The organism is Cryobacterium sp. TMT2-15-1 (genome assembly GCF_004402345.1).
GTDB classification, from domain to species: Bacteria; Actinomycetota; Actinomycetes; order Actinomycetales; family Microbacteriaceae; genus Cryobacterium; species Cryobacterium sandaracinum.
This window is the reverse complement of the sequence record NZ_SOGD01000050.1, coordinates 1-25,390: the sequence shown is the minus strand read 5'-3', so window position 1 is coordinate 25,390 and position 25,390 is coordinate 1. Positions and strand designations below refer to the sequence as shown.

The window sequence follows — 25,390 nt, the reverse complement described above, 5'->3', positions numbered from 1 at the left end:
GATTGATCGCACTCGCCACTGCGGCCCTGCTCGGGGTGTCCCTCCTCTCGGGTGTGGGCAGTGTCGTTGCACCGGACGCCGCGGTGGCCGCAACGGGTAATGACTTCGATCCCGGAAACATCATCAGCGATGCCACTTTCTACGACGGACAGGCCATGAGCGCCTCATCCGTTCAGAGTTTTTTGAACTCAAAGGTCGCGACCTGCCGCTCTGGATACATCTGTCTGAAGGACTTCCGGACGGTGACGCCGAGCAAAGCGGCGGTGAGTGGAGCTTGTGCGGCTTACAGCGGGCAAAACGAGTCAGCCGCCGATATTATCTCCAGAGTCGGAATCGCCTGCGGCGTGAGCCAAAAAGCAATGCTCGTGCTTATTGAAAAGGAACAAGGCCTCGTCAGCGATGACTGGCCCACAGACCGTCAGTACCGAAGCGCGACCGGATACGGGTGCCCTGACACCGCGGACTGTGATGTGAACTACTACGGCTTCTTCAACCAAGTCTATTCAGCCGCGCTTCAGTTCAAGTATTATGCCGCCAACCCCACGCGGTGGAATCACGTGGCGGGACGCACCAACTTCGTCCGATTCCACCCCAATTCCGCCTGTGGTTCGAGCTCAGTTCTCATTCAGAACCAGGCAACGGCTGGTCTCTATAACTACACGCCCTACCAGCCCAACGGCGCCGCTCTCGCGAACCTGTATGGTTCGGGCGATTCATGCAGTTCCTACGGCAACCGCAATTTCTGGCGGATGTTCTCAGACTGGTTCGGCTCACCCACCACCTCCTCGAGCCTCCTCCGGACCGTTGATAACGGTACTGTTTACCTCGTTTCAGGCAAAATAAAGTACGCCGTCCCGAGCATCGGAATCCTCATTTCGTTGGCTCCCCTGGGAAATGTCGGCTACGTCTCCCAGAGTTATCTCGATCGATTCACCACCGCCCACAACGTTGGCAGGAGCTTGCGCTCTCCGGACGGAACGATCTACTTCTACGACTCTGGCATCAAGCTTCCATTCACGTCCTGCACGCAGGCAGCCGATTATGGATCCAGCTGCGCCTCCAACGGATACGTGCAGCTGACCGCCTACCAGATCGGTGAGTTCAAGACGGGGCCAGCCCTGACCTCTGTGCTCGGCACCGTCGAAGGCAGCCGTTACTACATCAAGGCGGGCGAGAAGCGGGAAATCCTCGACGACGCGTCACAGAAGGCAGCCGGGATCCCGGCTGGCTTCAACGTGCTCAGTGAGAATGCTGTGTCCGCCCTGAAGCTTGGAACGCCGATCGTTCGGGACTCAGTATTTGTGCGGACCCGGTCCACTTCCACGTATTCCCTACTCGCGGGCGGGCTGAGGTATTCCATCAGCGCGGTGAACGTGAACGGTTCAGGGGTCGGGGCAAGAAACAGCGGCTCGCTCGGCGCGTCGAGCATCCAGCTGATTCAGAACGCTCCCGTGGCCTTCACCGGCGTCGCAAGTCTGGCCGGCCAGAGCGGCATCAGCATCCTTGCCTCGGACGGTCGATACGAGTGGAAGTCAGCTGTCCGCGGATCGGGACTGGCTCCGGTCCCCGTTGCGCAACAGCTGCTGGACGCCTACCCGGTCAAGGGCGTGGTCGAGGACGGGTCGCTGATCAAATCGCCGACAAGTGGGACGGTGTACGTCCTCATGCCGACTGACGTTCGCCCTATCAACTCGTGGGCTGCACTCCTCGCGATCTCGCCGACTGGCACCCCCGTGATCCAGACTCTCCCCGATAGTGTCATTGACGGCTTGCCGAAGGGCATTGTTGCCCTCACCGCGGGCACCCTCGTGCGTTCACCACAGGACGCCACCGTGTACTTGATCGATGGCGTCACCTCGCGGATTCCATTCAGCAACTTTGAGTTCCCATCGGGCGCGGGTATCAACGGTTTCGTGTTTGCGCAGGATGAACGAATCAAGGCCTATCCAATCTCAAGCAAGCCACTGACATATGGCGTTTTGTGCGGGGGAGTGGAGTACGTGAGCGGTGACGGAAGTCTGCACGCAGTAGGTCAGGACCAGCTGAGTCTGTTTCCATTCGACTATGTATCCATGGACAAGTTCACCTGCAGCCAACTCACCATCGGTATTCCGGCCACGGCGTTCATCAGAACGCCTGATGGAAGTCTGTACCAGCTTGCCGGCGGTCAGAAGCATTCAATTTCCAGCATGGCCCGCTTCGCGGCCTTGAGTAATGGAACTCCTTGGATGAACGTCCCGGGGTCATTCGGGAGGCTCATTCCCTCGGGCGCCGCGGCCTGATGAAGCCCGGGCTCCGCCCGAGTTCCTCCAGTCGGAACGCCGTTCGTTCCGAGGCCTGGCTGAAGTTGATCTAAAATACATATATTTGCATCGTACGGAGATGGGATCGCGGATCAAATTATCGGCATCCAGCTCACCTGAACAAATAGATGGGGTTCACTTGGCTCAGCGCGCTTTTATCACCGGTATCACGGGCCAGGATGGTTCCTACTTGGCGGAACTCCTGCTCTCGAAGGGGTATGAGGTGCACGGGCTGATTCGTCGAGCGTCCACGTTCAACACGTCGCGTATTGATCACCTGTATGTGGATCCGCATGACCCGGCGGCCAAGTTGTTCCTGCATTACGGTGACTTGAGCGATGGCAGCCGTCTGGTGACGCTCCTCGCGGAGATCAAGCCGGATGAGGTGTATAACCTGGCCGCGCAGTCGCATGTCCGGGTGTCGTTTGATGAGCCGGAGCACACGGGGGACACGACCGGGATGGGCACCATCCGGTTGCTGGAGGCTGTGCGGATGTCGGGCATTACGACACGCTTCTACCAGGCGTCTTCATCCGAGATGTTTGGCGCTACCCCGCCGCCGCAGAATGAGGAGACGCCGTTCTATCCGCGTTCCCCGTATGGTGCGGCGAAGGTGTACAGCTACTGGATCACGAAGAACTACCGTGAGGCCTACGGCATGTTCGCCGTCAATGGCATTCTCTTCAACCATGAGTCCCCGCGCCGCGGCGAGACGTTCGTGACGCGCAAGATCACCCGTGCTGTTGCGGCGATCAAGGCCGGCACGCAGGACCACGTGTATCTCGGTAATCTGGACTCGATCCGGGACTGGGGGTATGCGGCGGAGTATGTCGAGGGCATGTGGCGCATGCTGCAGGTCGATGAGCCCGATGACTTCGTTCTCGCCACCGGCGGCAACTTCACCGTGCGCGACTTCGTTGAGACGTCGTTCAGCCACGCAGGCCTCAACTGGGAGGACCACGTTCGGTTCGACGAGCGGTACCTTCGCCCGACCGAGGTCGATGCGCTCGTCGGTGACGCTTCCAAGGCTGAAGCCAAGCTGGGCTGGAAGGCCACTGTCGATACCGCTGAACTGGCTCGCATCATGGTTGACGCTGACATCACCGCTTTGGAGCATTCCGGTAGCCGGTGGATCGATGAGGTCAAGCTTGCGAGCTGGGGCACGGCCCCCGTCAGTGCCGGAGCGAACTGACGATGACTATCCTTGCGGGGTCAAATGCTGGCGACCGGGAGCAGGGCGCCTTCGTTCCGACGGCGTTGGAGCGGACTTCCCGGTTCTATGTGGCGGGCCACCGCGGCCTCGTGGGTTCCGCGATCTGGCGTCACCTCGAGGCTGAAGGGTTCACGGACCTCGTCGGCCGGTCATCGGCCGAGCTGGATTTGAAGGACCGGGACGCGGTCTTCGGATTCTTCGCCGAGACTCAGCCGCGGTACGTCGTTCTCGCCGCCGCGAAAGTGGGTGGCATCCTTGCCAACAACACCTACCCGGTAGATTTTCTCAGCGACAACTTGCGTATCCAGGTGAATGTGCTCGATGCTGCCGTGAAGTATGGGGTGGAGCGATTGCTGTTCCTGGGCTCGTCCTGCATCTACCCGAGACTTGCGCCGCAGCCGATCCGGGAAGACTCTCTCCTCACCGGGCATCTCGAACCAACGAATGACGCGTATGCGATTGCGAAGATTGCGGGCATCCTCCAAATTCAAGCTGTGCGACGCCAGTACGGACTTCCCTGGATCTCGGCGATGCCGACGAACCTCTATGGTCCCGGCGACAACTTCTCGCCCACGGGATCTCATGTGCTGCCGGCGCTCATCCGCCGGTATGACGAGGCCGCGAAGTCGGGTGCGCAGAGTGTGACCAACTGGGGCACTGGCACGCCGCGACGTGAGTTCCTGCACGTCGACGATATGGCGGCAGCCTGCCTGCACCTGCTGGAAAACTACGACGGGCCGGAGCAGGTCAACGTGGGCACCGGGAGCGACGTCACGATCCGTGAGATCGCGGAGACGGTCGCACGGGTGGTCGGGTTCACCGGCGAGACAGAGTGGGACACCACGAAGCCAGATGGTACCCCGCAGAAACTGTTGGACGTGTCCAAGCTCGCCGGGGCAGGCTGGACGGCGCAGATTGGCCTTGAAGACGGGCTGCGGTCAACCGTGGAGTGGTACCACGCACACGCGGACGCACTCCGAGCCTGAGCGGGGTGTGCTGGCCGGCTCCATCTCAGCCGGCCTATCAGGCCCTTGCCTGTGTGGCTACGCGTGCGTTTGCGGTGTCCGTGTCGCTCGTGCTCTCGTCGGCTCTCCGATCGACTCTTGTCGGCTCGTCGATTTCCCGGATTGACAGTGCACGCCAGATCGCCCACATTGCGATTCCGACCGCGAGGCTGAAGGCAACGGTGAGTGGAACCCATCCTCCCGGGGGTTGCCACTGGGGCGCATTGATCATGGACGGCCATGATGAACCGGTCCCCACGACGTATCGGCGAAGAACCCAAATGAAGCAGACCACGTGACCCACAGCGATAGTGATCAGCGCAGTGACAGTAAGGTTCCGTGACACCCGCGTCAACGGGAATGGAACCGCCCGGTCCAAAGCGACCCCGCAGGCAAGTACCAGGCAAACCACGAGTGCCAGCGTGTATCTCCCCTGCCAGATGAAGCCGACCTCTGCCGCAATAGCGGCTTGGGAGATTGCCGGAACGGCAACGATGGCGGCCGTCAGAAAAAGGACCGCATAGAGCGCGGGTCCGCGGCTGAGTGCCAGCGTGACCAGTAGGAGTGCGCCCATCGCAGTGATCCAGATAGCGAACGTCAGCATGGGAGCCGGCCGGTCAACCCATCCGAACAGCCCGATCCAGCCCTGGCCGAAGTCCAGAGTCTGGTCGAGCATCTGGGCGAACGCCTTTCTGAAAGGTGTTCCGGCGCCCTCGAACACCGGTGAGGGCGTGCCGACGCTGGGCCGGGTGAACCAGATGAGCTCCCCTGCGCACACCAATGCACTCACCGTCAAAGTGACCCACGCCACCGGGGTTCGAAGGAGCTCAGCCGCCACGCTTCGGCGCGCAAAAAACAGAGCAGAGCAAAAGGCCAGGAGAACCCACAGGAGAGCGATGCTGCGAGTGCCGGTCAGCAGGAGAACCGAGGCGACGATGAGCGTTCCGCGTCCCCACATGACTCGGGCAGGAGAATGTGTGCTGAGGGTCGCGACGAGAGTCGAGAAAAGAGTTGCCGCCGCGAAGACTTCGATGCCATTTGGATTCGCTGATCCACCGAGGAAGAGGACCATCGGCGTGACGGCGACCGACGTGCTCAGAATGGTCCACCGTGCGCGAGGTAGTTGCATCAGGGAAGTGATGAGACCAGCAGCGAGGAACGCGCAGACGATTGCGTTCGTCAGCCGCATCGCATAGAGAGCTTGACTTCCCGAAAAAATCAAAGTCGGGAGGCCGATAATTGCGTAGTACACAGGGCTGTTCGAACCGGCGGTCGTGCCGGTCACAACGAGGCTGTCCGGGTTTCCGACAACGGGGCCCTGACAGCCGGCGGACTTTGTCGGATCGAACGCGAAGCAGGTCAGTTCATGTGCGTGTGCGATGTAGTTGGGCACCGTCGCTTCGATCTGCCACGTGATCTCGGGGCGCGGATGCCCCGCAATGTCGCCTCGAACAACGGAGGCCGCTCGAATCACGTGCGAGGGCTCATCCGGGACTGACATGAGGGGTGAGGCCAGAGACCAGATTGCCATGGGGGCGAGGAAGAGGACGAACGCGATTGCAAAGAACCGGATTCCGAGTGAGCGGGCGCTTGGAGCTGGTGAGGTTTTCATCGCAGACCCCATGAGGTGGCTTCCCCTTCGTTGTGCTGTCACGTTTGACAATTCCTGACGGCGATCGCCTGACCTAGACTAAGGCACCGGTCTGAGGACTCAGACCGGTGAGTGGTCGTGTTCCCGTGAGGTGTGATTTTGTGAGTTCTGTCAAGGGCCATCGGCGGCTGGATGGTCTGGGTTTGCTCACCGTGGCCACGATTGTGGCGGGTGTCTCCGGTTACCTGGTGCTTTGGCTAGTAGCCGCACAGGTCGGACCTTCGAGCTACGCTCAGTTCGCAGTTTTCTGGTCGGCCGTTTACCTCATTGTTGGCTCTCTCGCGGGCATCCAGCAGGAAATTACGCGCGCCACGCACCCAGTCGATACCGAATCAGCCGGCCCACCTGCCCAATCAGCTCGTCCATCCAAGCTCCAGAACTATGCGGCGATACTCGTGATCAGCGTGATGGGTTTGGTCGTTGTCTCGAGTCCGTTGTGGTCGAAAACGGTCTTTTCGGGTGATCCGGTTGCTTATGTCGTTCCGCTCACCATCGGCGTGGGCGGTTATGTCGTCGTGGCGGTTCTCTGCGGCACCCTCTACGGCCTCGGCGGGTGGATGGCCCTGGCGTGGATGATCGCATTGGACAGTATTTTGCGCCTTGTCTGCACGGGGCTGGCCCTGCTCGTGACAACTGACCCCGGGAGCCTCGCATGGGCGGTCGTCGTACCGTTCCCACTGACACCCGCCATACTCTGGCTCTTCATGAGGAAGGGCGTCCGTGGCCGCAGCGCCATCGACGTCCGATTCGGGCGCCTGTCATGGAACATCGTCAGGTCGATTGCGGCTTCCGCTTCGACCGCAATCATCGTGAGCGGGTTTCCACTCATCGTCAGCGCCACATCGGGGACAGAACCCGCTGCAACCTTGGGCGTCCTTCTGCTGGCCATCACTCTGACGAGGGCTCCGCTTGTGGTGCCGCTCATGTCACTTCAGAGTTTTCTGGTCATCCAATTCCGTGGGCAGGTTGCCCACGTATTGCGCAAGGTCTGGGTCATTCTGGCTGGGATCGCACTCGTCGCTGCGCTGTTGGCCTTGATCGCCTTCTTCATCGGGCCGCAGGTCTTCGAGTGGATGTTTGGTGACGCGTATCGGATTGAAGCCATAACGCTTGCCCTGCTGGTCTTGTCGTCCTTCGGGATAGGGGCCCTGTGTGTCAGTGGCCCTGCAGTTCTAGCGCGTGGCCTGCACGCCGCCTACTCCGCCGGCTGGATGATTGCGGCCGGGATGACCGTGCTTGCAATGTTCCTCCCGCTCGACCTGGTGCCGCGTGTGCTCGCGTCTCTCCTCATCGGTCCCCTGCTCGGTTTGCTTGTTCATCTCCTGAGCTTGACGATGTTCTTCCGGCGCAAGAGGGTCAGTAACTGACGCCTGTGCTCTGCAACCCATGGGGGAGTCCGTTCACGGACCTGCACTCGGTCACGGTTTCAGTTGACGGGCCGTCCGTCGGATGCGGAGCGCTCGAGGTTCCGAATTCGCATGTCCTGCATGGCCGAATGCTCGGCAAGAACGCGAGCGCGATCTTCCAGAGTGGTGAGCTCGGCTCCGTGCTGCAGATTGACCAGGAACAGCACTGCCAGGCTCACGAAGAAGACAAGGTTCGTCGGCACTTGCACGCCCAGGACGGCTGCCGCCCACGTCAGGGTGATGGGGAAGATTCCAATGACGAGAGCGAGGGAACCCGCAATGAGCCACCAGATGGCATGACGCTCCCGGAGCCGCCTTCGTCGCAGCATCTCGACGACCACGCCCAGCGTGAACAGGGCGGTGAGAACTCCCAGCAGGTAGGACGTAAGGGTCATTTCTTCAGCGTCCATCACTTATAGATATTGGTGGCCGCATGATTGCGAAAACGAGTGCAATGCAGGCACGGCCGAGGTACGCGGCGGCTTTGAACGGGTCGTGCGACGGCTGCCCTGCCGATCGGACTCTCATCGCGACCGGAATCTGGGCTATTCGACATTCGGCGCGTGCGGCGATGACAAGCGATTCGATGGTGTCCCCGAGGTACTCCGCGGGATAGTGTTCCGCGAAAAGTCGAACGGCCCGAGGTCCGCTGGCCCGAAGACCGGACGTGGTATCGGTCAGAGTCGTGTGTGCCAGTCTGCTGATAATTCGTGCAAGAACCACCATGGCCCATTGCCGCGGGCCGGTGACTCGATAGTCACCCGTGCCGGCGAAGCGGGCGCCAAGGACCAGATCCGCTGTCTCGAGCGCGAGCAACAATTGTGGAACGCTCGCAGGGTCGTGCTGGCCATCGGCATCGATTTGCACGACCCGACTGTATCCGTTCGCCTCGGCGTACTTGAAGCCTGCCCGCATGGCGCCGCCGACACCGAGATTAAACGGAAGGCGAAGGACTGCAGCACCCGCTCCTATCGCTGTGACAGCCGTCGCGTCCACCGAGCCGTCGTCGACGACGAGGCAGTGTATTCCGGGCATTGCATGCTGGATCTCCTGCACGACGACTGCAACGGAAGCTTCTTCGTTCAAGGCGGGCACAACAATTAGCGTCCCGTCAAAGTCTGAAGTCATAGTTCGATAATATCAAGGTGCGCCTGCGCCCAGATCCGCTTAAGAGTCGGACTCTCGAACAATGTCTGTTCGCGCATCGGGTTCTTGGTGCCGTGATCCGAAAGGCCTGCCGTGGAATCCTCAGACGCTCAAGTACTTGTTGTCCTGCCAACCCTTGGCGACCGGCTTGATTCCTTGAGGGAGACTTTGGAATCAGTCGTTGTTCAGACGGCGACAATCGGCCTGACTCTCGTCGTCGTTGCCCCGGTCGCTGCGACAGAAGCGAGGACGCTAGCCCTATCATTCGGTGCCGTTCTTGCAGACGATCCCCGCGACGGGATCTCGGCGGCCATCAATTGTGGGCTGGCGGAACGGACCACGGAAAAGTTCTACGCCTGGGTCGGTGACGACGACCTGTTTCGACCGGGTGGGCTCGCCTCCTTGGCGAAACTCCTTGAAGCTGACTCCGGTGCAGTACTGGCCTACGGAGGCTGCGACTACATCGATGGCGAGGGCCGCACCATCTTCGTCAGCAATGCCGGACGTCTGGCCCGTATCCTGCTCGCGTGGGGCCCTGACCTCGTGCCGCACCCTGCCACGATGATTCGGTTGGATGCCCTGGCCTCCATTGGTGGATTTGATGAGAGGCTCAGGTTTGCGATGGATCTGGACGCGTTCCTGAAACTGCGCTCATTCGGGCGATTCGCCTGGACTCGTGACTCGGTGGCGGCCTTCCGGTGGCACCCCGACTCCCTCACTGTCGCCAACCGGTTGGATTCGAGCCTCGAATCGGAAGGCGTGAAGAGGCGGCACCTGCCCGCCTACCTCCGGCCAGTAAGCCCTCTGTGGCAGTATCCGGTTCGTTGGGCCTCCGACGCGGCGGCGAAACGAGTCAATTCCAGAGCTCGAGCGCTGGGAACGCCCCGCGGTTAGCGCGTTCCCAGCAATTTCAGGCGAAGACTGGGGCTCGGACGGTCACGTAGATGACCAAGGCGGTTCCGTAGGTCAGCACCAAGTATGAAACCCAGCGGTTCTGAGCTGTCAACCCTGCGGCCAGAAGAAAACCGGCCAGCACGGGGGCGCCGTATCGGGCTGGAATCTCGTAATACTCGCCCAGGGTCAGCTGCAGCATCAGGGCGAGAAGAGGCGCGAATGCCACTGCGGAAATGGCGATTGCTGAGATGATTGAAGCGTTTGAATTCCGACGTGAGAGCATCCATATCCCGCCGGCCACCCCGGCAACCGTGAGCCAGGAGAGCGGCTCAACAATAGATGCAGGAATAGCGTAGGAGTTGGTGTTGGTGCCGTACAGGACCACGTTGGAAACGATCGTGTCCGGCAAGAAATTGACGGCCTGACTGAAAATGTCGGCGACGGTCAAGGGGCGTCCCTGGCCCTGATCGGCCGGGAGACCAACGGCGATGGCTTTTTGGACCTGGAGCCAGAGGAATTGCGCCACGCCGCTCGCGATGACCATCGCTGCAGCCACACCGACCAGGTGTTCCGGACCTGGGCCGGACAGGAATGCCCGCCACGTCAGAGAAATGCCCGTTGGACGGTTCTGCCGCCAGCGTCGGCCGGCCTCGATAAGCAGGAAAACAGCGATGAGGCCGACGGTGAGGATGTTCGAAGGCTTGAAGAGCATCGCCAGTGTTCCTGCGGGGACAAGCCACCAGCCTGACATGCGCCCGCGAAGGAACCTCAGCGCCATGATCAGCATCAGGGCTGTGATGGCGACAGTCGGGGCGTCGGTGGTGACATAGGTGTACCGCCACCATGAATACGGTGAGCCGATGAAGCAGAGTCCGAGCGCCAGTGCGACTAATCGCTTCACTCGGAACTCGCGGAACATCCAGTAGAGGGTGATCATCGTCAACGCCAGCCAAATGGCTCCGGTCAGACGAGCGGACGTGAGGAAATCAGCGGAGGTGATCGTGTCGATCGCGGTGGCGGCAAGCCATGTCGGGGCGAAATACAGTGGTGTGTAGCCGTAGGCGGAGGTCACTCCGCCGAATGGAAAGTCCGATATGTCATCGTAAGGTCCCCCGCAGGGCGGTCCCATCGGCCCGTAGGCACGCACGCCTGAGCAGGCCATCAGCTCAAGAGATTCCTGCCCGATCGGTTCTCCCTGACGGACCAGACCTTGATGCGGGAACTTGTGCAGGTAGTCCACGTACACCCACTCGTCGCTGGGCGACAAAGCATCGCTATGCTGTGTCGTCACTGCAATCGACATCGCCAAGCCTGCTATCACCAGGATGAGTGGTACTGCAAGAATTTGCAGAATTGACCTGAAGTTGCGGCTTGAACGCCCGTTACCGGCTGTCGTGTCTCGCTGGGAAATGAGTTTGTCGTGAGTCAACTGCATCCTTTAACTGGGTCGTGCGGCGAACCGGCACGTAGACGGGGTTGATTTGTACCTGCACTACGCTGAGATTGTTCTGTCCGGTGGGAATCGAACGCTTCGACGCCATCTCAGAGTCAACATTTGGAGTTGAACCCCATGACCGAATCTAATGCCAAGCAGGTGCGCCCTGCGGGAACAGCCAGGACGGCGTGAGCGAGTTGTCCGCTGGTTCAAGCACGTGCCCTCGGGTGGCATTGTCAATGCTCACGTTGGTTCGCGGGGGAATGGGCGGGACAGAGACCTACGCCCAAGCGCTCACTGAACAGCTTGCGCTATCGTCCGCGGTGCGAGCCGAGGCATTCCTGCCCGCTTCGGCGCGCGGATTCAGCCGTGGCATTCCGGAACGTCTTGTACAGAGGCTGAACGGCGGTCCGGGCACTCGGCAGAGACTGCTCCAGATGGCGAAGATCACCGCACGATCAGGAGACCTCAGGCGCAAAATGGCCGAGGCGGACGTTGTCCACTACCCGTTCACGGTGGCGCTTCCCGCCCCATCAAGCGGCCAGGCCGCCGTGCAGACCCTGCACGACGTTCAGCACCTTGACCTGCCGCACCTGTTCAGCAAGAGCGAGTTGATCTACCGGCACAAGTTCTATGAAGGTTTTGCCAAACGCGCGGACGCCGTGATCACGATCAGCCATTTCGCCAAACAGCGAATGGTCGACCGCCTCGGCTTGGATCCTGCCCGAATCTTTGTCGCCCATTTGGGCGTTGACACCGATCGATATGTTCCCAACCTTGGCCCGCGTGAAAACTTCGTTCTGTATCCGGCGCGTGGGTGGCCGCATAAGAATCATGCCCGGCTGGTCACGGCCGTGGAAATCGCTCGTAAAACCGTTCCCGGGCTCCGTTTGGTTCTGACCGGTGGGGGGCTTGACCAGCTCGGGGATCTCCCGGATTGGGTTGACCGAAAGGGCTTCGTCGATCAGAGCGAACTCCAGGACCTCTATCGGGCGGCGGCAGCGCTAATTTTTCCGAGCCTGTACGAAGGTTTTGGTCTGCCTCCCCTCGAAGCCATGGCCTCTGGGTGTCCAGTGGCCGTGTCCCGTGAGGGTTCTCTCCCAGAGATAGTTGGGCGGGCCGCAGTCCAGTTCGATCCCCACGAACCTGCCGCTATCGCCGGAGCCATTATCGAGGCGATCCGGCGCACGGATGAGTTGCAAGCTGCCGGCGTTCTTCGGGCGAAGGAATTTACCTGGGAAAGCTGTCGGGAGGCGCATGTTCAGGCGTACAGCGCCGCAGTGCAGAACAGGCGTTGAATGATCAGCCCGGCTGAGGACTGCAACCTTGAGCGCCAAACCCGAGGTCACGGACGGTCCGTCTTCTGGACGGCCTTCGCCCTGATGGCGATGCTCGCGACCCTGTGGTCCATGGCCAGCCCGATCTTCTCCGTCCCGGACGAGAACGCCCATGCCGCCAAGGCCATCGCACAGGTGCGAGGTGACCTCACCGGGCATGCCGTGGCGGGGGTCAGACACTCCGTCGTCGACCTGCCGGAGGGGTATTCCTACAGCCAGCAGATCGTCTGCTACCTGTCTCACCCCGAGATGACCGCCGATTGCGGGTTCGAGCTCGGGGATGAGGGCGGCACCGACTGGTTCAACACCTGGGTGAGCGCTTACAACCCGATTTACTACTACCTCGTCGGCTGGCCGACCCTCCTGCTCGACGGATCGGCCGGGATCTACGCCATGCGCATCATCAGCGGCCTGCTTTGCTCCGTCTTCGTGGCCTGGGCCTTCCAAACCGCGATGTCGGTGCGGCGTTCGCGGTGGCTGCCGTTCGGGCTGGCCTTCCTTGCGGCACCCATGGTGGTGTACCTCTTCGGGGCCGTGAACCCCAACGGCATCGAGGTCGCGGCGGCCGGCGCGCTCTGGATCTCCCTGTTGAGGCTTTTGCAGCACTTCGACGGCCGCGATGCGGGAGTGGTGTCGTCGCTATCCCGTCGTCACCTCTGGCTGATCGTCACCGTGGCATCGATCGTGCTGGCCACAGCCCGCGCGACGGGGCCGCTGTGGCTCGTCGTCGTGGTGGGCCTGTGCTTCGCCGCCATGGGGTGGCGGGCGGTGAAGACGCTTTTCACGACGGCTTCCTCCTATGTCGGGCTGGCTTTCGTGGCGGCCGGCGGCCTTTTCTCTATTCTCTGGACTCTCGCCGGCGGCAGCCTGTCCGGCCAGGCAGATGCCTCGGATGCGCCTCAGGTGGGGGCCTCCTTCGTGCAGGGCTTCGCCTATGTGATTCGCTTGACGCCGGACTATTTCCAGCAGGCCATCGGGTTCTTCGGCTGGATCGACACGCCTCTGTCTGTTGCCGCCTACTGGCCGTTCGTGGCCGCCCTGGCCATCCTGGTGGCGCTCGCCTTCGCAGGACTGGACCGGCGCAGCGTGGCGACCATGGGGATCGTCACGGGGGCCGCACTTCTGGTCCCGGCTCTCGTGCAGGGTTACAGCGTGCACCAGACCGGCATCATCTGGCAGGGCCGTTACGGCCTCTTCCTCTACGTGGGGGTGACGCTCGTGGCCGCGTGGCTTCTGTCCGGTCGCTCGGGGCGGCGTCTCGCGTTCCTGTCCACCCGGCTGACCTGGATCGGACTCACCCTCCTGGCCGCCTACGGCTTGGCGGCATTCTTCCTGGTGCTTCGCCGCTACGGGGTCGGTACGGACCAGTCGTTCAGCACCATCTGGGAGAGCCCCGGCTGGGAACCCCCGCTGGGGACGATACCCCTGGTGGCCCTCTACGGCCTCGTCTCACTCCTCTTCCTGCTGTGGTCGGGCCGGCTGGCAGCGCGAACCGCCCGTGCCGACGATGAAGCCGAAGCCGAAGCCGAAGTCGAAGCTTACATTGACGCATCCGCGTCGCCCGAGTCGGAGACCGAGACGATCCGTGCGTGAACCGCGGGTCGCGGTTGCCTTCGATTGCCTGTTCCCGGTCAACACCGGTGGCGGCGAACGGGTCTACCGCCGTCTGGCGGAGCTCTTCGGGGCCCGAGGGTGCCCCGTCGACTACGTGACCCGACGGCAATGGCCGACGGATGCGCCCCCGGAAGTTCCCTTCGCCCTCGTTCCGGTATGGCAGGGCGACATCTATGACGCCGGCGGCGCCCGCACCCCCCGGAGCGCGGTCGCTTTCGCCTGGGCGCTCTTTCGCCACTTCCTCCGCCGACGCGGAAGCTACGACGTCGTGGTCGTCAGCACCCTGCCGGTGCTCAACCTCTTCGCGGTCCGGCTGGCCCTCCTCGGCACCCGCGCCTTCGTGGTCGCCGACTGGCTCGAGGTCTGGCCCGGGCGCAAGTGGCGCGAGTACGCCGGCGTCGTGCCCGGGACTCTCGCGTTCCTGCTGCAGACCGTGGGCATCTGTCTCGGTGACCTGCACACCGTCAACAGCGAGTTCACCGGCGCCCGGCTGCGCCGCTATCGGCGCAGCGCAGAGCCGGTCAGCCTGGGACTGGTCGATCTCGTCGGAGACGAGCCCGATGCCACGACCGAACGCCCGGCCGACCCGTACCTGATCTTCGTCGGCCGGCACATCGCGGACAAACGCCTGATCGACCTCGTTCCGGCCCTGCGGCAGGCCCGCAGCCAGGCTCCGGCCCTGCACGCGATCATCGTGGGCTCCGGCCCCGAAACGTCCCGCGTGGCCGCGCGGGTCACCGAGCTCGGCCTGGACGCCGTCGTCAAGCTGCGCGGACGGGTGAGTGACGAGGAGCTCCGGGATCTCGTGCAGGGTGCCCGGGTGCTGGTCAACCCGTCGGCGCGGGAGGGGTTCGGGCTCGTCATCGCCGAGGCGGCGGCATTCGGCACACCCAGCGTGGTGGTGGCGGGCCCCGACAACGCCGCAGCGGAGCTGGTCGTCGACGGCGTCAACGGCTTCGTGGCCGCCTCCGTGGACCCTGCCGAACTCGGCGCGGCCATCGTTCGGGCCGTCGATGCCGGCGAGCCCCTGCGCCGCACCACTCTGGACTGGTTCCGGCGCGAGCGGCTCAGCCACGGCCTGAGCGCCTCGGTCGACCAGATTCTGGCGCGTTACCGCTCGGCGAGAGCCCGCTGAAACGACGCCACGGTGTGCCGGGCGGTCCGCGCCCACGAGAAGGCGCGGGCGCGTTCCCGGCCCTGCCCTGACAGCCGGGCCAGCTCGGCCGGGTCGTCGAGCAGACGGGAAATCGTCGCGGCGAGGGCGGCGGCATCCTTCGGCGCCACGTACACGGCCGCGTCTCCGGCGACCTCGTGCAGCACCGGGATATCGGAGCAGACCACCGGGCAGCCCCGGGACATGGCCTCCAGCACCGGTAGTCCAAAGCCCTCGAACAGGGTCGGGAACACGATCAGGCTCGACTCGGCGTAGAGCCGGTCCAGTTCCTCGGCGCTCAGCCAGCCCCGCAGCGACACCCACGCCTCCAGGCCGAGCGTGGCCACGAGGGGGGTGAGCGGGTCGTCTCCGTGGCTGCCGGTGACGACGAGGTGCGGCCGGGACTCGATGGGGATCAGGGCGAGGGCCTGCAGCAGCAGCGGGAAGTTCTTGTGCGGCATCCGGTTGCCCACGGCCAGCACGTGGCGCGGCAGCCGGGGGAGGGACGACGCGTGCGGGCTCACATCCGCGTCCTGGCCCGCGAGCGGCACCACGTCGACGCGGTCGGCCGGCACCCGCAGGTAGCGCACGATGTCTTCTGCCGAGGCGACGCTGATGGTGAGAACACGGCGGGCGCCGCGCGCCGCCACCCGGATCATGGTTCGGAGAATGCGCGAGTAGGCCCCGGGCACGTATTCCGGATGCCGGAACGGCAGCAGGTCATGCACGGTGAGCACCACGGGCACCCGCGACCAGACCGGACCGAGGTTCGCCGGACAGTGCACGAGATCGGCGCGCAGCCGCCGGGCCGCGCGGGCGACGGAGACGAGCTCACCGCGGGCCCAGGCGATCCGGTTCTCGCCGCTGATGCCCGAGTCGATGATCTCGCCCGGAAACCAGGACGTGTCCGAGCCGGCTAGCTCACTCGAGGCGAAGCCGACGAACTCGAGCCCGTCGGCATCCGGGTCGATCCGGCCGTAAACCTCCCGCACATACGACTCCATGCCGCCCTTGCGGCCGGTGAAGAAGAGCAGGTCGACGAGGACGCGGCTCACGCGGCGGCCGCCACGACCAGCGCGACGGCGCGCACCCGGCGGCGCCGGGCGAACTCGTAGACCACGGCCGACGCCAGCTCCGCGATGAGCAGACCGAGGAACACGGCGGACAGGCTGTGCAGTGCCAGGCCGACCCCGGCGAGGGCGAACGCCATCACGGAGACGGCGGCGCGCAGCCCGGTGAGCAGCCGCACCTCACCCATCCGGCGCAGCGCGGCGAACGGAATGGTCGTGGCGAGTGATGCAGCCCGCCAGCCGCAGGCGAGCACGAGCGGCAGGATGGCGGCTGAGCTGGTCCAGACTCCGCCGAAGATGAAGCCGAGCACACCCGTGAGTTCGAGCACGACCAGCACCACCACGGCCCCGAGCACCGCGCCGGCGGACACCGCGATATCGAGTCGGGAATGCTCTTTGAGCAGGCGAAGTCGCATGAAGTTCAGCGGGATCGCGAGCAGGCCGGACACCGTTGCGATGGCCGTGAACAGCACCGCCTCGCCCGGTCCGATCAGAGTCAGGATCATCGTGTTCAGGAGTGGGTAGATCACCCCGGTGATCGCCGTGTCGGCCACCACCCAGCCCATCACGGCCGGCTCGGGGCGGCTGGCCCGGTGCGTCACCGGCAGGCAGCGCACCAGGGTGGCCAGGGCGATGCCGGCCACGAGGGGGATCAGCGCCCAGTCCTGACCGGTGAACGCGGCCAGCACGCCGCCGAGGGCACCCAGACCCACGAAAACGGATGCCCAGATCTCCCGCAGGTCAAGACGCTCGGCGACCGAGACACCCCGGCCCACTTCAAGGGCGGCGATCAGCACGGGCAGGCCGAGGCAGAGCACGACCGGGTCCGTGGCGTTGAGGGCGATCACCACGGCGGCGACCAGGGCAAGGCCGGCCAGCCAGAGTGGGAACACCACCCGGCGTTCGGTGGCGGCCGAACCGAGCCGGGACTCCAGCACGACCGCGAAGGTGAGCTGGCCGGCGAAGGTGGCCACCATCACTGCCACGGCGATGACGCCCTGCTCCGGCCGGCTGAACAGCCGGGAGGAGATGGCGACCGTGGCCGCGGGGATGACGGCCAGCGACACGCCCCCGAGCAGGGTGATCAGGCTGAGGGTGGCCCGCCGCAGCCGGAGGGGGGAGGGCAGGTCGGCCGTCACCGGGTCACCGCGGTGAGCGTGCCAGCCGGGCCGAGGGTGTGCCCGAGCATCCCCTCGAGGCGGCCGAGGAACACCCACCAGCCGTCGAGGAGGGCGTTCGTGCCACGATTGCGCAGGCCGAAGAACAGGCCACCGCCGAGGAACGCGAACCGCCACCACAACGGATACCGCCAGCGGGTCACTAACCGCCCCAGCCCGCGACCGTAGCCGCGCAGCTTGTGGCGTCGTTCCGCGCTGCTGAGCCCGCTCGGGTCGCTGATCCCGCCCACCGTGAGCACGGGCGGCTGCCAGACGAAGTCCAGGTGCTCCCCGGCACGGATCAGTCTCAGGAGCAGGTCCGTGGCCTCCCCGGCCTGCCACGGCGTCGGGGCGCCGGTGCCGATCTCAGGATCGAAGCCGCCGATCCGGTCGAACACGCTGCGCCGGATCAGGATGCCCATCTCGATCACGCTCCAGACCGTCCACCGGGTCAGGGCCGCGCCCGGCTCGGGCAGCACGAACTTGGGCCCGTTCTCGTCGACCACGGTGAGGGCGCCTGCGTGGAACGTCTCGGCCAGGAGCCGCATCCGGGCCAGAGCGCCCTGCGGGTACCAGGTTGTGTCATTGGGAAAATTGAGCAGCAGATCCCGGTCGGCCGGAAGGGCGGCGACGCCCGCGTTTCGGCCGCGGGCCGCACCAGGCGGCGACGTCGTCACGGTGATTCGCATGCTCTCCGAGCGGTAGACGGATGCGAGCGCCTCCACCTCCGGCAGGTTGCGCTGGGCGACGACGACGAGGGCGTCCGCGGCGAGAAGCTGGTCGGACAGGGAATCGAAGAGTCGTTTCAGGCTCTCGACACGGCCGAGCGTCGTCACCACCAGTCCAAGGTCCACACAGCACATTCTGTACGATGAGGGAGCCAGACCAACAATGACGGGACTTGCAGCGAGCATGACAATCACCGAAACCATTGAACTTTCGATCCTGATGCCGTGCCTCAACGAGGCCGAGACGCTCGCGATCTGCATTGACAAGGCCCAGGGATATCTGCGGCGCAGCGGCATCTCCGGTGAGGTCCTGATCGCCGACAACGGCAGCACTGACGGGTCGCAGCAGATCGCCGAGGCCCACGGGGCCCGGGTGGTGGATGTCACGGAAAAGGGCTACGGCAGCGCTCTGATCGGGGGTATCGAGGCCGCCCGGGGCACCTTCGTCATCATGGGCGATGCCGATGACAGCTACGACTTCAGCGAACTCGACGGCTTCGTCGAGCGGCTGCGCGCAGGCGACGAACTGGTTATGGGCAACCGCTTCCGAGGTGGCATCGAACCCGGCGCCATGCCGTCTCTGCACAAGTACCTGGGCAACCCGGTGCTGTCCTGGATCGGACGGTCCCTGTTCCGTTCCCCGATCAAGGACTTCCATTGCGGGCTGCGCGGATTCAACCGGGAGTCGATGCTTGCCCTGCACCTGCAGACCTCGGGCATGGAGTTCGCCAGCGAGATGGTCGTCAAGTCCACCCTGGGTGGGTCCCGGGTGAGCGAAGTGCCCACCACCCTGAAGAAGGACGGCCGCAGCCGGCCGCCGCACCTGCGCAGCTGGCATGACGGCTGGCGGCACCTCCGCTTCCTGCTCATCTTCAGCCCGCGCTGGCTCTTCCTGATCCCCGGCATCTCCGCGTTCCTGATCGGCCTGGTCGGCACCGTGCTGCTCGGCTTCGGACCCGTCGTGGTGGGGGAGGTGGGCTTCACCTACTCCAGCCAGATCTACCTGGCCGCCCTGGCGGTCGTCGGCTACCAGGCCTTCCTGTTCGCCCTGCTCACCAAGATCTACGCCCAGCACGAGGGGTTCCGCATCCCCCGCAGCCGCAACTTCGAACGGCTCGAGAAACGCATCAGCCTCGAGAGCGGTGCGATCCTCGGGGTCGTGCTGTTCCTGATCGGCCTGGGCATAGCCTTGTCGCAGCTGATCGGCTGGGCGGCGGGCGGTTATGGCGCGCTTGAGGCCGGTGCCACCGTGCGGGTGGCCATCCCTTCTGCCCTGCTGATGATGCTGGGCTCGCAGACGGTCATGGGTGGCCTCTTCCTCGGTGTGCTCTCGGTCGGCCTGAACCGACGCTGATGAGTCGTTCAACCGGTGCCGCCGCCCGCCCGCCCGTGTCCTCCGTGCCGCGCGTTTCCGTGGCGCTCTGCACCTACAACGGCTCCGAGTTCATCGAGGAACAGCTGCGCAGCATCCTCGGTCAGAGCGCACCCGCCCAGGAGATCGTCGTCTCCGACGACGGCTCCACTGACGACACCCCGGCTGAGGTGGAAAGCGTCTTCGCCGCCTGGAAGGTAGAGCATCCGCGGCAGGCCGTGACCCTGCGCCTGATCCGCAACTCTGCGCCGCTGGGCGTCACTGCGAACTTCGAGCAGGCGCTCAGTTCTTGTGCAGGCGAGCTGATCGCGCTCAGCGATCAGGATGACGTGTGGCCCCCGGAGCGGCTGGCCCTGCTGGCCGCCGAGTTCCAGGCCCGCCCCGACCTGCAACTGCTCCATACGGATGCCCGACTCGTCGACGAGGCCGGCCGGCCGACGGGCCGAACCCTGCTCGCCACCCTGGGGGTATCCGCCGCCGAGCGGGCCTCGGAGCATGCGGGTCACGCCTTCGATATCCTGCTGCGCCGAAACATCGTCACCGGCGCCACGGCGATGCTGCGCCGCGGGCTGGTGCAGCAGGCCCGCCCGTTCCCGGCTTCCTGGGTGCACGACGAATGGCTGTCGATCGTCGCCGCAGCGACCGGAGAGGTCGATCTGCTCGAAATCCCGCTGCTGGACTACCGGCAGCATGCGGGTAACCAGATCGGTGCCTCAAGCCTCGACGCGGCCGGCAAGCTGGGGCGGCTGCGAGCGCCGCGAACGGCGCGCAACGCCCGTCTGCTGGCCCGAGCCCAGTCGCTGCAAGCACGGGCCGCGCAGTTGCAGCCTGCGCCTTCGGCCACAACACTTGCCCTGATCGACGCCAAGCTGGCCCACGAACGCCGCCGCAGCACCCTTCCGGCCCTGCGCGCGGCCCGGGTCGCCTCGGTTTTCGAGGGCTGGCGTGCCGGTGACTACCGTCGTTTCGGACTCGGCCTGCAGGATATTCTGCGCGATCTGGTGCAGCCGGTCTGAGCTCTCCGCTCCCGGCCGGCGACCGCTACTCCGGCTGCCGGTGCGGCGTGGGCTGCAGCAGGCTGCGCCAACTCTTGCCCTGCGCGGCCTTCACGGCGCAGATCAGCAGTAGCAGCCAGCCGAAGTCGACCAGCACGGTGCTTTCGGCCGCCGAGGTGACCAGCAGGGTCACCAGCACCAGCGGCGACCAGACGTAGACCATCGAGCGCTTATCCGAGGCGAGCAGCCACGACCGCCAGAAGGCGAGCGTCACGAGCGCGAGGAACGAGAGGAGGCCGACCAGGCCGACCTGGAAGTAGACGTCGAGGAACGCGTTCAGCGCGGAGGCCTGCGGGCGCCCGGTGACGAAGCTGAGCCAGCCGTAGGGCGTGACGTCGACGGGCCAGAGACCGGCCCAGCCCCAGCCCTCGAGCGGGTTCAGCATGGCCAGACGCCAGATTTCGCTCCAGAGTGTGGTGCGGGCCTCGAACTCGCTGCCCGCGTTCAGCTGGTCGGTGATGCGCGCGCGGGCCGCAACCGCGATGATGCCGGCCACGACGGTGCCGCCGAGCAGCCCGATCTGCAGCAGCCACCGGTTCGCGACGGGCGTGGCGCGCAGCCAGATCAAGGCCAGCGCGGCTAGGCCCACGAACAGGGCCACCACGAGGATGACGGGGGAGCGGGTGAGTAGCAGGCCGAACACGGCCAGGGCGATGGAGCCGATGCCGAGCCCGCGCCGCACCGACCGGGACCGCAGCTCGACCGCGAAAGTGACCGCCGCGATCAGCGAGACCAACCCGAACACGTTGCGAGAGCCGAAGAGGCCCTGCACGGGCCCGAAAGAGTCGATGTTGCCCTGGATGCCGAGGAAGACGAAGGGCGTGTCGAGCAGCAGGCCGGAGAGCACCTCCAGGGCCAGAGACACTCCGAGCAGCACCCGCAGCACGTCGCCAGTGGCGCGCACGACCTGGATGGTGTCGCGGGCCAGGGCGATGTAGATGGCCAAAAAGGTGAAGGCGAGCTGGTAGAGCGAGGCGCTGAGGGTGTGCAGCGGGTAGCTGGACCACAGCACCGACAGGGCACACCAGCCCACGAAGACCATGATCGAGATCGGCAGGAGCCCGTGCCAGTCGACGCCGGCCCAGCGGGCGGTGAGCGAGAACGCGGCCAGCACGACGAGGCCCACGAGAATGCCGACGACGCCGGGCGGGCCGATCACAGCGCGCAGGGCAGTGGTCGAAAAGGCGAAGCCGATGATGACCAGCGCCAGCGAGGAGGCGAACTTGGGGGAGGCGAACAGCCGCGTGAACTGGTCCGGCACGGCGGGGGGATACGCGCGGTAAGTCATGACGTTCCCACGCTACCGCCTACGGCATCCGTTGATTGGTTGCCTGCTGTCGCTTCGTCATCACGGCGAGCACGACCAGCATCAGCCAGCCGGACTCGATCAGGATGCGGCTTTCGGCCAGGCTCTGGGCGATCAGGGCTACCAGGAGCAGCAGCGGGAGCAGGGCGGAGGCCGCGTAGGGTTCCGTGTCGGCGAGGGCGCGCCTGGGCCGGTCGACCGCGAGGAACCAGCAGCGCCACAGCGTGGAGAAAACGGCGGCGGCGAAGACGATCAGCCCGAGGACACCCAATTGCAGCCAGACGTCGAGCCAGGCGTTGTGCGCCTGAAGGTAGACGACGCCGCGGCGCACGGCGAGACCCTCGAAGGGTTCGACCCAGGGGGCCCAGTAGCTCACCCAGCCCCAGCCGAACACCGGGCGCTCGGCGGCCAGCCCGGCCACGCTGCGCCAGATGTCGAGGCGGCCGGTGAGGTCGGCGGATTTGCCGAGCAGGGCGAGGAGCTGCGGCGTGAGGGCCACCAGGCCGACACCGCCGACGACCACGGATGCCGCGGCCACCAGGTAAACCGGCCGGCGCCCCTCGGGGGGCCGGCGGCGGGCCCAGAGGGCGAAAATCAGTGCCAGGGCGACGGCGGCGGCGGCAAGCGTCACGGTCGCGGACCGGGTCAGCAGCAGCATGAGCACCGCGAGGCCCAGCCACGCCAGGCCCCAGTTGCGGCTCACGGTGCCGGCGGCGAGCTGCACGGCGAAGACGATCACGGCGATCAGCGCCACGAATCCGAGCAGGTTGCGGTTGGCGACGATGCCCTCGATCGGGCCGCCCTGGAACAGGATGCCGCGGGTCCAGTAGTACGACTCCGGCACGTTGCGGGTGCCGTAGTCGACCCAGAAAGGGAGCAGGGCCTGCCGCACGAACAGGGCGACGATGAGCTCGAAGGCGAGGGACAGGGCGAGGATCCAGCGCAGTGCGGCGGCGAGCGTGCGCAGCAGCTCGGCCCAACTCAGGCACAGGGCGAGGAACAGCGCGGCCAGCGTGGTTGCCCACTGCAGGGTGACCCCGATCAGGGAGGCGCCGAGGTAGAACGACCAGGCCAGCGACAGGGTGGCCAGACCGAGGAAGGCGATGAGCGATTTCGGGAACCGCGACCACATCCAGTCCGGGTTCAACTTCACGAGGGCGACGACGCTGCTCACGACGACGATCAGCGCGATCGCGCCGTAGCCCCACCAGCCGAACACACTGCGCCAGAACTGGCCGGCCAGGACGGAGAAAAAGACGAGCGTCGCGAAGGTTCGAACGACGAATCGGCTCTGGACGGCGGGCATGTGTCTAAGGCTAGAGTGTGCCGGGGCGGTCACCGATCATTTTCTATACCCCCTGGGGTATACTTATCCCGGAGGTTCGAATGAAAACGATCATTGTCGGTGGAGTTGCGGGCGGAATGTCGGCGGCGACGCGGTTGCGTCGGCTGGACGAGACGGCAGACATCATCATATTTGAACGCGGCCACTATGTCTCGTTCGCAAACTGCGGACTTCCCTATTACGTGGGCGGCGTGATCACGGACCGCAGCAACCTCCTGCTCCAGACCCCGGAATCCCTCGGGGCCCGCTTCCGCCTCGACGTGCGCGTCGACCACGAGGTCACGGCGATCGACCGGGAAGCGAAGACGGTCTCCGTGCGCCAAACACAGACCGGCGCCGAGACCACCGAGACGTACGACCGCCTCATCCTGGCTGCCGGGGCGACGCCCCGAACCGGGATCACCCCGGCCGGCCTCGCCACTCGCACCCTGCGCACGGTCGACGACGTCGACCACATCACCGCTCTGCTGGCCGGTATCACGGGTCAGGCCTCCGCCGTCGTCATCGGCGCCGGGTTCATCGGCCTGGAGGCCGTCGAAAACCTCGTTCGCCGCGGTGTGCACGTGACCCTGGTCGAGTTCGGCTCCCAGGTCTTCGGGCCCTTCGACGCCGAGATGGCCGCGCCGATCTTCGACGAGCTGCTGGTGCGGGGCGTTGACGTACGCCTGAACACGACCGTCGCCGCCGCCGTCGACGCGGGAGTCAAGCTCAGCGACGGATCCGTCGTTCCGGCCGACCTCGTCATCGACTCCGTCGGGGTGCTCCCCGACACCTCGCTCGCCGCCCGAGCGGGCATCACGATCGGCGCGAGCGGCGGCATCGCCGTCGATGGCAGTCAGAGGACCAACGACCCGTCGATCTACGCGGTCGGCGACGGCGTCGAGAAGATCGACGCCGTCGACAACAGCGGCATCCTGATCACCATGGCCGGCCTCGCCAACCGGCACGGCCGGGCGGCCGCCGACAGCATTGCCGGCGAGCCCGCGTCGGCCTCCCCGGTGCTCGGAACCGCCATCCTCGGCATCTTCGGCCTGACGGTGGCCATGGTCGGCTGGAGCGAGAAGCGTCTCGTGCAGCGCGGCCGCGCGCACCGGGTCGTGCACACCCACCCGGCGTCGCACGCCACTTACTACCCCGGCGCCGAGGGCATGTCGATAAAGCTCCTGATCGACCCGGCGACGGATGCCATCCTCGGCGCCCAGATCGTCGGCGGCAGCGGCGTCGACAAGCGCATCGACATCCTGGCGACGGCGATGACCGGCGGACTGACGGCATCCGCTCTCACCCGCCTCGAGCTGGCATACGCGCCGCAGTACGCGTCGGCGAAGGACCCGATCAACCAGCTCGGCTATGTCGCCGACAACCTTGCCGCGGGAACGACGCGTGCGCTGCAGTGGCACGAGCTGGCCGCCGCCCGGGCCGCGGGCGCGGTGCTCGTGGATGTGCGCTCGGCGGCGGAGTTCGCCGCCGGGAACATTCCCGGCGCGATCAACGTTCCGGTGGACGAACTGCGGGACCGCCTGGCCGAGCTGCCCGACGCACCTGTGATCGTGCACTGCCAGGTGGGCCAGCGCGGGCACACGGCCGCACGCATCTTGAGCCAGAACGGGTTGGACGTGCAGAACCTCGACGGCGGCTACCGCACCTGGATCGCCGGCGAAACCGCTCTCGGCCTGATGCCCGTCATCGCCGCCAAGTCTGAAAGGATTCCGGCATGACCGAAATCACCGCTACCGCTGCCGACGTCGCTGCTGCCGACGTCGCTGGGGAACAGAACCAGAAGAAGATCCTCAACCGGTTGCGCCGGGCCCAGGGCCAGCTCGCGGCGGTCATCACCGCCGTCGAGGCCGGCGGCAGTTGCAAGGATGTCGTCACCCAGCTCGCCGCGGTGTCCAGCGCCCTCGACCGGGCCGGCTTCGTCATCGTCTCCACGGCGATGCGCGAGTGCCTCGACAACCCGGAGGGGGAGAACTCCCTCACCGTCGAGGAGTTGGAGAAGCTCTTCCTGACGCTGGCGTAGCCGCCCGACGCAGGTCGGGCCCGCTCGGCGTTGAACCAATTCGACGGAGATTCTCCCGTAAAAGCGCTTTTTCGGGGTTCTGGCCCTGAGTGTCAGCCTGTAGTGAGACAGTTCGTGTTTCACTACAGGCCGCACTTGAGGCGGGGAATTGAGAGTTCAGTTGGATATTTCAGAGTTGCCC

General features: G+C 65.1%; 21 protein-coding genes. 12 read left to right on the top strand and 9 right to left on the bottom strand.

All coding sequences use genetic code 11. The features are described from left to right. Window positions 1–2: 2 nt before the first annotated feature. From E3O62_RS13255 to E3O62_RS13245, 3 genes are all read left to right on the top strand, one after another. On the top strand, window positions 3–2,282 hold the full coding sequence (locus E3O62_RS13255; RefSeq protein ID WP_134398823.1) for a hypothetical protein: 2,280 nt from the start codon (window positions 3–5) through the stop codon (window positions 2,280–2,282). A gap of 160 nt (window positions 2,283–2,442) precedes the next feature. Beyond that, window positions 2,443–3,495 (top strand): GDP-mannose 4,6-dehydratase, encoded by a 1,053-nt coding sequence (gene gmd, locus E3O62_RS13250; RefSeq protein ID WP_134398822.1) that lies wholly within the window; start codon window positions 2,443–2,445, stop codon window positions 3,493–3,495. Between the two features lie 2 nt (window positions 3,496–3,497). Continuing rightward, window positions 3,498–4,502: a GDP-L-fucose synthase gene (locus tag E3O62_RS13245; RefSeq protein WP_134398821.1), complete on the top strand. Its 1,005-nt coding sequence runs from the start codon at window positions 3,498–3,500 to the stop codon at window positions 4,500–4,502. 37 nt (window positions 4,503–4,539) lie between these two features. On the opposite strand, the gene E3O62_RS13240 is transcribed toward E3O62_RS13245, so the two are convergent. Beyond that, the gene (locus E3O62_RS13240; protein WP_166786488.1) at window positions 4,540–6,132 is read right to left on the bottom strand and encodes a DUF2142 domain-containing protein; all 1,593 of its coding nucleotides are present in this window, start codon (window positions 6,130–6,132) and stop codon (window positions 4,540–4,542) included. Window positions 6,133–6,272: 140 nt separating this feature from the next. On the opposite strand from E3O62_RS13240, the gene E3O62_RS13235 reads away from it, so the two are divergent. After that, window positions 6,273–7,538, top strand: a complete 1,266-nt coding sequence (locus E3O62_RS13235; protein WP_134398819.1) for a hypothetical protein — start codon at window positions 6,273–6,275, stop codon at window positions 7,536–7,538. 59 nt (window positions 7,539–7,597) lie between these two features. Here the strand turns inward: E3O62_RS13235 and E3O62_RS13230 are convergent, their stop codons facing one another. Continuing rightward, window positions 7,598–7,972, bottom strand: a complete 375-nt coding sequence (locus tag E3O62_RS13230) for a DUF2304 domain-containing protein (protein WP_134398818.1) — start codon at window positions 7,970–7,972, stop codon at window positions 7,598–7,600. Window positions 7,973–7,976: 4 nt separating this feature from the next. Next, window positions 7,977–8,705 carry a glycosyltransferase family 2 protein gene (locus E3O62_RS13225; RefSeq protein WP_134398817.1) on the bottom strand — a complete coding sequence of 243 codons (729 nt, stop codon included), beginning with the start codon at window positions 8,703–8,705 and terminating at the stop codon, window positions 7,977–7,979. 111 nt (window positions 8,706–8,816) lie between these two features. Here E3O62_RS13225 and E3O62_RS13220 point away from each other — a divergent pair, with 111 nt between their 5' ends. Beyond that, window positions 8,817–9,617 carry a glycosyltransferase family 2 protein gene (locus E3O62_RS13220; protein WP_134398816.1) on the top strand — a complete coding sequence of 267 codons (801 nt, stop codon included), beginning with the start codon at window positions 8,817–8,819 and terminating at the stop codon, window positions 9,615–9,617. Between the two features lie 16 nt (window positions 9,618–9,633). Here the strand turns inward: E3O62_RS13220 and E3O62_RS13215 are convergent, their stop codons facing one another. Next, window positions 9,634–11,046, bottom strand: a complete 1,413-nt coding sequence (locus E3O62_RS13215) for a glycosyltransferase family 39 protein (protein WP_166786487.1) — start codon at window positions 11,044–11,046, stop codon at window positions 9,634–9,636. Between the two features lie 245 nt (window positions 11,047–11,291). Here E3O62_RS13215 and E3O62_RS13210 point away from each other — a divergent pair, with 245 nt between their 5' ends. From E3O62_RS13210 to E3O62_RS13200, 3 genes are read left to right on the top strand one after another with little or no spacing between them, the layout of a single operon-like run. Then, window positions 11,292–12,350 carry a glycosyltransferase family 1 protein gene (locus tag E3O62_RS13210; RefSeq protein ID WP_134398814.1) on the top strand — a complete coding sequence of 353 codons (1,059 nt, stop codon included), beginning with the start codon at window positions 11,292–11,294 and terminating at the stop codon, window positions 12,348–12,350. Continuing rightward, window positions 12,351–13,982 carry a DUF2142 domain-containing protein gene (locus E3O62_RS13205; RefSeq protein ID WP_134398813.1) on the top strand — a complete coding sequence of 544 codons (1,632 nt, stop codon included), beginning with the start codon at window positions 12,351–12,353 and terminating at the stop codon, window positions 13,980–13,982. After that, window positions 13,975–15,138 carry a glycosyltransferase family 4 protein gene (locus E3O62_RS13200; protein ID WP_166786485.1) on the top strand — a complete coding sequence of 388 codons (1,164 nt, stop codon included), beginning with the start codon at window positions 13,975–13,977 and terminating at the stop codon, window positions 15,136–15,138. Before E3O62_RS13205 ends, E3O62_RS13200 begins: the two co-directional genes overlap by 8 nt. Here E3O62_RS13200 and E3O62_RS13195 read toward each other — a convergent pair. Genes E3O62_RS13195 through E3O62_RS13185 form a run of 3 tightly spaced genes read right to left on the bottom strand, consistent with a single transcriptional unit; the run spans window position 15,114 to window position 18,237 of the window. Next, a complete protein-coding gene (locus E3O62_RS13195) occupies window positions 15,114–16,211 on the bottom strand; it encodes a glycosyltransferase family 1 protein (RefSeq protein WP_134398811.1) in 1,098 nt (365 codons plus the stop codon). The two genes, E3O62_RS13200 and E3O62_RS13195, sit on opposite strands and share 25 nt — an antisense overlap. Next, window positions 16,208–17,365, bottom strand: a complete 1,158-nt coding sequence (locus E3O62_RS13190) for a hypothetical protein (RefSeq protein ID WP_134398810.1) — start codon at window positions 17,363–17,365, stop codon at window positions 16,208–16,210. The genes E3O62_RS13195 and E3O62_RS13190 overlap by 4 nt, the downstream gene beginning before the upstream one ends. After that, window positions 17,362–18,237 (bottom strand): glycosyltransferase family 2 protein, encoded by an 876-nt coding sequence (locus E3O62_RS13185; RefSeq protein ID WP_134398809.1) that lies wholly within the window; start codon window positions 18,235–18,237, stop codon window positions 17,362–17,364. Before E3O62_RS13185 ends, E3O62_RS13190 begins: the two co-directional genes overlap by 4 nt. Before the next feature lie 58 nt (window positions 18,238–18,295). Between E3O62_RS13185 and E3O62_RS13180 the strand changes: the two genes are divergently transcribed. Further along, complete coding sequence (locus tag E3O62_RS13180) at window positions 18,296–19,465, top strand: glycosyltransferase family 2 protein (protein ID WP_241973491.1); 1,170 nt, start codon at window positions 18,296–18,298, stop codon at window positions 19,463–19,465. Further along, the gene (locus E3O62_RS13175) at window positions 19,465–20,499 is read left to right on the top strand and encodes a glycosyltransferase family 2 protein (protein ID WP_134398807.1); all 1,035 of its coding nucleotides are present in this window, start codon (window positions 19,465–19,467) and stop codon (window positions 20,497–20,499) included. Before E3O62_RS13180 ends, E3O62_RS13175 begins: the two co-directional genes overlap by 1 nt. Window positions 20,500–20,524: 25 nt before the next feature. Here E3O62_RS13175 and E3O62_RS13170 read toward each other — a convergent pair whose 3' ends face one another. Next, entirely contained in the window at window positions 20,525–21,826 is a 1,302-nt protein-coding gene (locus E3O62_RS13170) for an O-antigen ligase (RefSeq protein WP_134398806.1), read from the bottom strand. A gap of 19 nt (window positions 21,827–21,845) precedes the next feature. Then, window positions 21,846–23,150, bottom strand: a complete 1,305-nt coding sequence (locus tag E3O62_RS13165) for an O-antigen ligase (protein ID WP_134398805.1) — start codon at window positions 23,148–23,150, stop codon at window positions 21,846–21,848. Between the two features lie 80 nt (window positions 23,151–23,230). On the opposite strand from E3O62_RS13165, the gene E3O62_RS13160 reads away from it, so the two are divergent. After that, a complete protein-coding gene (locus tag E3O62_RS13160; RefSeq protein ID WP_134398804.1) occupies window positions 23,231–24,907 on the top strand; it encodes an FAD-dependent oxidoreductase in 1,677 nt (558 codons plus the stop codon). Beyond that, on the top strand, window positions 24,904–25,209 hold the full coding sequence (locus tag E3O62_RS13155; RefSeq protein ID WP_134398803.1) for a metal-sensitive transcriptional regulator: 306 nt from the start codon (window positions 24,904–24,906) through the stop codon (window positions 25,207–25,209). The genes E3O62_RS13160 and E3O62_RS13155 overlap by 4 nt, the downstream gene beginning before the upstream one ends. Window positions 25,210–25,390: the final 181 nt, after the last annotated feature.